We start from the raw sequence: 10,205 nt of genomic DNA, 5'->3' as shown, positions 1-10,205 counted from the left end.
ATGAAAAAAATACTGAAGTTTTTAACTCCAATTTCAATTTTTTGCCCCGTGGCGTTATCTGCGAGTTGCTTAGATGGTACATTTAATGAACATGCGGATGATTGGAATTTCAGTGATTTTGAAACAACTATTTCAAATCCTAAAAATATTAAAACCGAAACTATTAAAGTAACTTTTAAACAAAATTATTCAAGTAAAGCTATAGAAAATATTATTATTCCTGCAATTAAAGGTATTAAAACCAAGCAAGACACTGAAAAATTTATCAAAAACAAACTCAGAATATCGCTTGTTGCTACTCGTCCGCACTCTGGATGAGATGTTGCTGGTGGTGCCTATGATCACATCCATGAAGAAATAATTAATGATGTATTCAAAGATCATACTAAAGTGTTGCGTTTTGAAATGCAATTAATAGAAAGTGATAATTCCTTTATAAAATTACAAAATAATAAATTGACTTTTAAAGCTAAATTTGCATCAAAAAACTTTGATTCAAAAAAACCTAATGAGCCACTTTATTACTTTACACACACATTTGAGTTAGATTTGGAGAAAAATAATGGATAATAAATTAAATCAACTCTATAATTGGTTGAACAGCGTACTCTCTTATACTCACGCAAGCGAGTCAATATCAAAATTCATTTTTGGTCTAATTGTTTCAATAATTCTACTTTGCATTCCGATTTTGGTTGCTACTATTGTTCCTCTAATTATCAAAAAACCTAAAAAAGAATTTTCAATTTACTTATATTCATTTATTACTGGTATGTTTATAATTCTTGGTTCTTTCGGTTACCTAAGAGAAGCAATTGAAATAACAAGCACCGGTGCTGGTTTAAAAGGGACTAATATTCCTCCCAAAAATATTTATTTATACAATATTTTGGTAATAGTTGGCGGTGCTTTGTTAGGAATTATTAGTGCTTTCACAATCAAATTTGTAGTTTACAACACAATTAAGAGAAAATATAAGTTAAACAACTCTGTTTTCGTCCACACTCATGAAGAAGGCCACCATGTGGGTGAACACCAACACCAACACACTCACGCAGATCATATTTGAAATAAAAATGATATTGCTGATGTTCAAGAAAATAACCCTAAAGTTAAAAATAAATGAACTGCCTTAATTCTACTTTTGGGACACAGAATTCCTGAGGGATTATTAATTGGTATCAGTTTAAATAACTTAATTGTTTACTCAAATGTAAATGCTATATCGGTTGCGTTCTTCGTTTCATTTGTTTTACACACAATACCTGAAGAAGTTGTCTTTTTCTATCGTCAACGTGAAATGGGTATTAAACCAGTTTTTGCTGTATTGAATTCGATTGGTGCGCTATCGTTAATAATTCCATTTATTTTTATTGGTTTGTTTGGAGGAGATTTAATCGATACAATCCCATGATTGAAAGCGTTTATTATGTCAGTCGTGGGTAGTGTAATGGTATTTACAGCTATGATTGAATTTTTACCTGAGTTTTACCACAATAATATGAAAAAACATAAATGAATTATCACTTTAATTATGTTTTTCTTAGGAATCATATTTACGATTTTAATTCTTTGTTTCCACACTCATGGGTCTTTAAATCTTAAATAATTTAATAGGACATAGTCCTTTTTATTTCTCTATTTTCAGTGTTAAATGTGTATTTTGGTAAAAAAATCTTGAAGTAATTCAAGATTAATTATTAAATTGACATTGATTTAGCGTATGCTGTAGCATGTTCGCCCATTATTAATGTAACTTTATTTGCGTTTACGAACGCACCTGTGGCAATGTTTTTTTCTAAGATTTTAGCTAACATAACATTTTCTTTATTTAGAACTTCAATTATTAATTTCGAGCCCTTAGCTTCTAGATTAAGTATATTACCATCTCCGCCTAAAAGATTAACTAATTCATTAGATTGATTGAACGAAATTTTTACATTTTCTTTGCCTTGCAAAACAAGGGCTTGTTTTTTGTTTTTTTGAGATCAATATAGTCAACAAAAACCAAGTGTAAAAATAGTTAACATTGTAATAATAAATTTATCTTTCTTTGTCATGTAATTATTATACCAATAGTTTTATCTAAAGACTTAATAAAGAATTATTTTGTTAAATCTTGATTAGTATTAACACTTATTTACTCATATTTCAATATAATTCGTAAATTTCTATACTAATAAATATTATATATAACTGAGCGGTTTGGTAATGATTGATTCTTGAATAATATTTGAACACTATTGATATTTATATTAATATTAATTAGCTTAATGGTAACATTGTAATATAATTACCAATTATATTTATTAATTTAAAAAAAGGGGGGCAGATGAAACAACGTTTAATTAGCGGTATTAAACCAACTGGTGATTTAACTCTTGGTAATTATATCGGGGCACTAAAAAACTTCGTTAAAATGCAAGAAGATTACGATGCGTATTACTTTGTAGCAGATTTACATGGACTGACAACTGGGGGAGTGAATCCAAAAGAAAATTTACAAGCTCGTAGGGAAATTGTGGCAATGTATCTTGCTTGTGGTTTAGATCCAAAGAAAGCTAATATATTTTATCAGTCAGATTTATATGAACATGCATACGCGCAATGATTGATGACGTCAGAAGTATCTCTTGGTGAATTAAATCGTATGACTCAATTTAAAGATAAAGCACAGAAATTAGAAAAACAAGATAATGGTACTGAAAAAATACCAGTTGGTTTATTGATGTATCCGGTTTTAATGGCTGCTGATATATTAATTTATAATGCTGATGTAGTGCCTATTGGCGAAGACCAAAAACAACATTTAGAATTAACCAGAACTATTGGCGAAAGATTAAATAAAAGATATAAAACCAGATTCAAAATCCCAAATGGTGTAATACCGCCAGTTGGTGCCAGAATCAAATCGCTAACCAACCCTGAATCAAAAATGTCTAAAAGCGACAAATCAACAAAAGGCACAATATATTTACATGACGATCCCGAATTAGCCTACAAAAAAATTATGAAAGCAGTGACCGATTCCGAAAATAAGGTTTATATTTCAGAAGATAAGCCTGGTGTGTTAAATCTATTAAATATTTATGCATCACTAGCTGAAATAACTTTAAAAGAAGCAGAAGAAAAATTTGCCAATGCTAATTATGTTGAATTTAAAACAGCGGTTGCTGATATTGTTAAAAAAGAATTAATCAAGATACAAAAAAATTATGAAATTGCTAAACAACAAATAGATGAGGTTACTACACAAGGAGCACTGAAAGCTAAAGAAATTTGTGGTCCAATATTAAAAGAACTAGCTCATAAGATGGGCTTTAATTAGAGGTAAAAATGAAAATACAAGCAAATAAATTATTAAATCATACTTGTTCGCATCTATTGGGTGCAGCTGTAGAAAAACTTTATCCTGGTGTTAAATTAGGATTTGGCCCAGCTACTGATGAAGGTTTCTATTATGATTTTGAATTCCCCGAATCAATCAGCGACCAAGAATTAAACAAAATAGAGAAATTGATGAAAAAATTGTCATCACGAAATTTAGTGACTATTCAAATTCCTGAATCTGAATATGATTTTACTGATAAACCATATAAAAAAGAACTTTATGATGAATTAAAACAACGTGGTGAAACTATTACATTTTATGCCTTGCAAGATCCGTTGAATCACGAAATAGTTTTTAAAGATTTATGTGCTGGAGGTCATATTGAAAGCACAAAGAATCTGAAAAATTTCAAATTATTATCATTGGCCGGTGCTTATTGACGGGGAAATTCAGACAATATTCAACTGACACGTATTTATGGAACGGCTTGAGAATCTAAACAAGAATTAGATGATTATTTAGAATTGCTAAAAGATCGTAAAGAACGCGACCATCGGAAAATAGGTAAAGACCTTAAAATCTTTGCCTTGCACCCATTAACAGGTCAAGGTTTTCCAATTTGATTAGAAGATGGTATGTATATTCACAATGAAATTAGAAACTTAGTATTAAAAATGGACCGTAAATACGGTTTTACTGAAGTTTTAACACCTCATTTTGGTAATGAGGAACTTTATCGGATTTCTGGTCACCTAGCACACTATAAAGATGACATGTTTGCACCGTTGATAGTTGAAAATGAACGTTTAATTCCTAGACCAATGACTTGTCCGCACCATAACGTTTGCTATGGTTTGGAAAAAAGGTCTTACCGCGATTTACCAATTAGATTTTCTGAACAATCAATGTTATACCGCTATGAAAAATCAGGTGCTTTAACTGGTTTAGAACGTGTGAGAGGTATGCTACTAACTGAAGGGCACTTGTATGTGCGCGAAGATCAAATTTATGATGAAATTGTTCGTATGTATAGTCAAATCGATGAAACATTAAAATTATTTAAAACCCAAATTAGTTTCATTTCTCTTTCTTTAAGAGACCCTCAAGATAAAGAAAAATATTTCGATGATGAACAAATGTGACAAAAGAGTGAAAAGATGCTTAAAGACGCTCTTGATTCATTAAATGTTAAATATGAAGCTATCCCGGGCGAAGCGGCATTCTATGGACCAAAAATTGATATTCAGATTCACACTGCGTTAGGTCATGAAATTACTGTAGCAACAATCCAGCTGGACTTTTTACAACCAATGAAATTTGACCTTAAATACACAGATAAAAATGGAGCAGACGCTCGTCCGGTAATGATTCACCGTGGCCTAATCGGTACTTACGAACGTTTTGTTGCCATCTTGCTAGAACAAACTAAAGGTGTATTACCTTTCTGATTGGCTCCAAAACAAATTACGGTCATTCCGGTAAATTTAGAGGAAAATATTGAATACGCTCAACAAATTACTAATGAATTATTTGCTCACGATTTCCGCGTAAAATTAGATGATCGCGATGAACGTTTGAACAAAAAGATTCGTGAAGCACAAATTTCTAAATCTAAATATCAAGTAATTCTTGGTGAACAAGAAACTAAAGATAAAACAATTTCATATAGAAAATACGGCGAAAACGAAACCAATACTGTAACTTTAGATGAATTTATTTCAATGTTAAACAAACAAAAAGCACATTATGAGTAAATACGCACCTTTAAGAGCAATATTTTTCATTTCTTTGCTAGAGGTATTACCTTTATTAATTATGTGGCTCATAGGTACTAATGATTTTCAAGGTCAAAAGATTTTTAATCATTGAGTTATCATTTTTGTGCCTCTTGCTATTTTTATTGTTGCATTAACTTTAGGAGTTATTTTGATTTACTTTAGAATAATTAATTTGAAGTCTATGACTTACATAGTTCCTATAGGATTGATGTTTTTAGCAATGATTTTTACTTCCTTTACTTCATTAAATATTTCTTTAAGAGTAATTATTTCACTTGCAGCGGCTATTTTTTCAACAATTATTAGTCATTTTATAATTACTGCCTTAAATACTTGGATAAAGAATTCATAAGCACAAGCCAATTAAACGGCTTGTTTTTTTGTAAATCTAACAAAAAACGCAGTCTTATCTGCGTAATTAGTTTAATTATTGTTGTGGTTTGTGTAAGCCACTGCCATTAAGTATTTTATTGAATAATTCTTTAGTTAATCAACGAGGTAATTCTGAATTACGATAGGATAAATTATCACAACGATAAAAAGCATAGATACCTATTTTGGTTACATTTGGCATCGCAACGCTCGTCAGTGTCTTGTAACCGCTAAAAGCACAGTTGGCAATATACTTTACATTCTTAGGCAAAACAATATCACCGCTTGATTTAGTGCCATCAATTAATATATCACTTACAATAGCTAATTTTTGTGGGTTTGAATTAATTAAATTGTCTAAAAATTTTGTGCCTCTAAAAGCATCCTCGCTTAGCTCAACCATATTCGGCGTCTTAACACTCGCAAGCGCATCGCAACCTCCAAAAGCATTTCAACCTATTCCTGTGACATTTGGGATTGAAATACTCACCAGAGTCTTGCAGCCCTAAAAATCTTCCCTGTCTATCTTTTTATCGACATTCGGCATTGATAAATTAACTATCTGAGTGTTTGGTTTAATTTTAAATTTATCTTTGAGCATTCATTTCAAAGATTTTTTATCGCCAATTTGTTTGATTAGAGTATATTCGTACCGCTATAAAAAAACTTTTCCATTGAAATATATCCATAATCAATATATTTTTGAATATTATCTTCATCAATAACAAAATAATCTATTTGATTATCATCTTCGTTAATGATGGCTAATGTTTCGCTTCCAGTGTTTGTTCCTTCATTAGGGTTGGTTATTGTGTCTGTTATGCCTTTCTCAGGTAAAACTTTGTCATTATTACATGACAAAGTAATTAGTCCGGAACTAGCCGAAATAACTGAACTGGTCAACAATAATATTAATTTATGTTTCTTCATTTTTCTCCTAGATTTTCATCAGGTTAATGTTTTGTTCTTTTAATTTTTAAAGTTGGTGGTAGTTGATTGCATTTGTTGTGCAAATGTATCAAATGTTTTACGTGCACTATTTCCGTTATCACGTAAGGCTTGGGCATATGATTTCATGTTTGCGTTGAATGCTTGTCTATAAGCAATTGAGTATTTGCTTGTAGGTTCTTCGTATAAAGTGATATCTTTATTTGTAAATAACTTAAATGTTATGTCAAGATATGCATTTTTCTTTCTTGCGAAGTTTAGTTCTTCACCTTGTCCAAAGCCTGCATATGGAATAATGTAAGACGCTGTCGATGCTATAAATCCAGCATTAGTATATTGTTCGTGATATTTACCGTAGTTTTTAGTAGTTTTATCTTTTAAAACAAAGTTTAAGAATCTTACAGAAGCTTTATTTTGGACTTCTCCATTGTCGATAACAAACAAGTTAGACCCTTGCAAGAATGCAGTTTGAATTCTTGAATCTGCATCATATTTTGCAGGAGTTTGTTTGGTAATTAATTCATTTTTTTGAAGAGAATTATTTAGAGTTAATATGTTAACTACTACATGTTCGTTATTGTATGATTCAGTGACTTCATTAGAAAATGAATATATTACATATTTAGTTTCTTTATTGTTTGGTGTTCCGTGTTTTTCGAAGTGGGTTATTTCACCTAATCTGGTAAAGTCGGATGTTAATTTATCCATTTCTTCGATAATAGATTTATTAGAGTCAATATTTTCAATTTTAACAATATATGTGTTTGGTTTATCTTTCAATGCATTCAATTTTTCAATAATTGAATCATTAGCTGCGTCTGATTGGTAGAAGTATTTTTCTTTAGATATATCGGCTGTAGAATTTAAAACAACATTATCAAATTGGAATCGTAATTTTGATGAATTTTTATTTCTTCTATCAGTTTTAACAATACCAATATCCGAAGATCCAATATTAACATCTTTTCCATCATTTGTTTTAACACCCAATAATTTAAACGATGGCTTAAAATAAAACGGATTAACATAGTTATGTGTGTAACTGGCGATTGAATTAAAGTTAGCACCAACTTTATGGTTTATTTGGTCAGCAGATGAATATGCTCCATCGCCATAAACTTTCAATGCCCCCGCTTCGACAGCGTCCATAATTAACTCATATACTTCTTGAGTAGCTTTGTATGATAATGAATTTTTGTCTGCAATACCTGTAAATGAAACTTTAACAGATCCGTCACTACCTTTAATAACTGACATTGGCATATCTTTATCCTTGCCGCCTAGTTTTGAGTATAGAACAGTGTTTAAAATTCCAGTTGGGTCATCAATACCTAATAATGCTACTGATGATTTATCAACTGATTTAGATTTTTCAAAAATCTTAATTGCATCAGTAATAAATTTGATGTATGTTTTAAATCCTGTTAATACATTAGCACCGATTTTTTTGCCGGGGTATTTAGCTTCTGTAAAGATTTTTTCAATTTCAGCATTAGAAATAGCTTTACCAAAGTGGTTGTCATCGCTAATAACTTCAAGGTCGCCATCTCAATCTGTTGTGTCAAGTTTGAAATCTTTAACTAATGATTCATTAATGGTATAACCTGCAGATTGTAATGTTTTGAATACATATTTGTAGATTGGTCCATTGATTCCAAATACAACCGTTGATTTCATGAAGGGTAGTGAGTAGTGTCTGCCTTCAGCAACACCGGTAATTTTATCGTTAACATCAACGCAACTTTTTTCAAATACGTCTCTTTGAATTGCTAAATCACCAAATGATTTGTCAGAAACGTCAACTTTTCTATTGTAGTTAACAATTTCGGCAATTGTAGGTGCGTAGTTAATTGTCATGTTTGGTAGTTGTTTGATGTTGTTGTTTTTCATGTTACTTACAACTTCATTGTGACCTGCACCATAACCTGAACCAATGTTTTTTAGTTCAACTTCCATATAGGAAGCTAATTCAGCTTCAAGTTTAGCCTTTTCATCACCTTTAGCACTAGCAATTTTTGCTTGTAGTTCTTTACGTTTAGGTTGAACTACTTCGGCGTTATATTTTCTAATAACTCCGTCACAGCGTTTCATTGGTCTTTACCTCTCGAGAATGTAACTGCAAAAATTAGTTTTTCTCTAGATGTATCAAATTTTACATCATCATTTAGATTATCTGTTGTTTCGTTTGTACCTCCAGTGTCTGTTCCTTCATTAGGATTGGTTGTTGAACCAGTCTCACTTCCTGTGTTCGTTCCTTCATTAGGATTGGTTGTTGAACCAGTCCCACTTCCTGTGTTCGTTCCTTCATTAGGATTGGTTGTTGAACCAGTCCCACTTCCTGTGTTCGTTCCTTCATTAGGATTGTTGTTTGTTCCTGTTTTGCTTCCAGGGGTCGTGCCTGTTTTGTCTATCTCGGGTGAAACTTTATCATTATTACATGACAATGTAATTAATGCAGAACTAACTGAAACTACCGAGCCAGTTAACATTAACATTAATTTATATTTCTTCATTTTTCTCCTTTATATTTTTTTCGTATTTATGTTATCTTTTTTTTGAAGCCGATTAGTGAAATTTCACCCTAAAACATGAAAAAAAGCAGATTTTTATGGAAACCTATAGGTAATTACAATAACCAATTGCCTATTAGAGCATCAGTTAATAAAAAAATCAAGCATCTTCAACTGCTGTTGGTTTGCTTGATTTTATATATTATTTTGTTAATTTATCTATTACACTTTGTACTCTTTGATTAACTAATTTAAGTAGTTTTGAATCGTAAAAGCGTTTATAGTTATTGTGATTTGGTAGGACAAATTCACTTAGTTGATTGGACCGGTAAAAAATTAGTGTATTATCTAAAAACCTAACTAGTTTATTTTTAATTAACATCATTATACCTAATTTTTTTCAGAAATTTTTAAGATTTTTGCGTTTTAAAAACTGGTGCAAAAAAATAAAATTTTCTTTTGCACGCGCGCGTACACCTTTTAAGGTAAGGCAACAAATGGTACAGAGCTTCTAACCGAAGCACCATTTTATACCTTGCTATTATTACTTTGTAATAAGGAATTTATCAGTTTTTATGGTAAATATTTGTACCATTTTTTAAAAACTGACCCATAACTGCTACAAAAATTATTTTATTTTAGTTCTTACTATAACTATGTTATAGTAAAATTTAAATTATTAATTTCACAAACCTGTACCACTAATAAAAATTAACCAAAATTTATAAAAATATCGTACCTACACCTTTTTTTCAGGTTTTTATATATTATTTTTGTTTTAATGGAGTTTAAACCAAAAGTTGAACTCATTTTTTTAATGTGTTTTTAAGATAATTAAAGACAAAATGCTCGGTATAACTGGCGATCAGACATAACTTATTATCATCATTTCATATCTGATTTTTATGATTTTCGATGAAGTAAAATAGTCTTTTAGCAGCTAAAAAACATTTAATATTTATTTGCTTTTGTCGTGCTTCAAAGATAAAATTATCTCTAAAATTAACACATGCTTCATAACCGAGCTGATCATTTTTGCTAAAAATTTTGCGAAAGAGTTCGACCCATCTTAGTCGTATTTTGCACTATATTAGTTAGTAAAAATTTTTTTATTTTCCTTCGAAGCGAAGTGGTTGATCCCAAAAGTTTCATTAATTTTTTTAACTAAATGAAAATAATCAAGCACATATTTGACCCCTATTTTTTGTGAAATAGACTTCATTCATCTGGCTCCATCGCCCTTAAAAATTATGCTATTTTTGTTTA

Annotated in this window: 10 protein-coding genes; 5 read left to right on the top strand and 5 right to left on the bottom strand. The window is 30.6% G+C overall.

Annotation, left to right across the window (positions count from 1 at the left end):
- Both KQ878_RS03210 and KQ878_RS03205 read left to right on the top strand, forming a co-directional pair.
- On the top strand, positions 1–570 hold the full coding sequence (locus tag KQ878_RS03210) for a hypothetical protein (RefSeq protein ID WP_216505425.1): 570 nt from the start codon (positions 1–3) through the stop codon (positions 568–570).
- Positions 563–1,609: a ZIP family metal transporter gene (locus KQ878_RS03205; protein WP_216505426.1), complete on the top strand. Its 1,047-nt coding sequence runs from the start codon at positions 563–565 to the stop codon at positions 1,607–1,609. The genes KQ878_RS03210 and KQ878_RS03205 overlap by 8 nt, the downstream gene beginning before the upstream one ends.
- Before the next feature lie 91 nt (positions 1,610–1,700).
- Here KQ878_RS03205 and KQ878_RS03200 read toward each other — a convergent pair whose 3' ends face one another.
- Positions 1,701–2,060, bottom strand: coding sequence for a PTS sugar transporter subunit IIA (locus tag KQ878_RS03200; RefSeq protein ID WP_216567924.1), 360 nt, complete (start codon positions 2,058–2,060; stop codon positions 1,701–1,703).
- A gap of 272 nt (positions 2,061–2,332) precedes the next feature.
- Here KQ878_RS03200 and trpS point away from each other — a divergent pair, with 272 nt between their 5' ends.
- From trpS to KQ878_RS03185, 3 genes are read left to right on the top strand one after another with little or no spacing between them, the layout of a single operon-like run.
- Positions 2,333–3,328, top strand: coding sequence for a tryptophan--tRNA ligase (gene trpS / locus KQ878_RS03195; RefSeq protein WP_216567923.1), 996 nt, complete (start codon positions 2,333–2,335; stop codon positions 3,326–3,328).
- A gap of 8 nt (positions 3,329–3,336) precedes the next feature.
- Complete coding sequence (gene thrS, locus KQ878_RS03190) at positions 3,337–5,085, top strand: threonine--tRNA ligase (RefSeq protein ID WP_216505429.1); 1,749 nt, start codon at positions 3,337–3,339, stop codon at positions 5,083–5,085.
- Positions 5,078–5,461 (top strand): MAG3450 family membrane protein, encoded by a 384-nt coding sequence (locus tag KQ878_RS03185; RefSeq protein ID WP_216567922.1) that lies wholly within the window; start codon positions 5,078–5,080, stop codon positions 5,459–5,461. The genes thrS and KQ878_RS03185 overlap by 8 nt, the downstream gene beginning before the upstream one ends.
- Positions 5,462–5,536: 75 nt before the next feature.
- Here KQ878_RS03185 and KQ878_RS03180 read toward each other — a convergent pair whose 3' ends face one another.
- The 4 genes from KQ878_RS03180 to KQ878_RS03165 form a co-directional block, all read right to left on the bottom strand.
- Entirely contained in the window at positions 5,537–5,971 is a 435-nt protein-coding gene (locus KQ878_RS03180; RefSeq protein WP_216567921.1) for a leucine-rich repeat protein, read from the bottom strand.
- Between the two features lie 146 nt (positions 5,972–6,117).
- On the bottom strand, positions 6,118–6,411 hold the full coding sequence (locus KQ878_RS03175; protein WP_216567920.1) for a hypothetical protein: 294 nt from the start codon (positions 6,409–6,411) through the stop codon (positions 6,118–6,120).
- Between the two features lie 39 nt (positions 6,412–6,450).
- Entirely contained in the window at positions 6,451–8,520 is a 2,070-nt protein-coding gene (locus KQ878_RS03170; RefSeq protein ID WP_216567919.1) for a P68 family surface lipoprotein, read from the bottom strand.
- On the bottom strand, positions 8,475–8,942 hold the full coding sequence (locus tag KQ878_RS03165; protein WP_216567918.1) for a hypothetical protein: 468 nt from the start codon (positions 8,940–8,942) through the stop codon (positions 8,475–8,477). The genes KQ878_RS03170 and KQ878_RS03165 overlap by 46 nt, the downstream gene beginning before the upstream one ends.
- Positions 8,943–10,205 lie beyond the last annotated feature (1,263 nt).

This window comes from Mycoplasma zalophidermidis (genome assembly GCF_018913985.1).
Lineage (GTDB): Bacteria > Bacillota_I > Bacilli_A > Mycoplasmatales > Metamycoplasmataceae > Mycoplasmopsis > Mycoplasmopsis zalophidermidis.
Note: the sequence above shows the minus strand (reverse complement) of the source record. Positions and strands in the feature narration are given on the sequence as shown.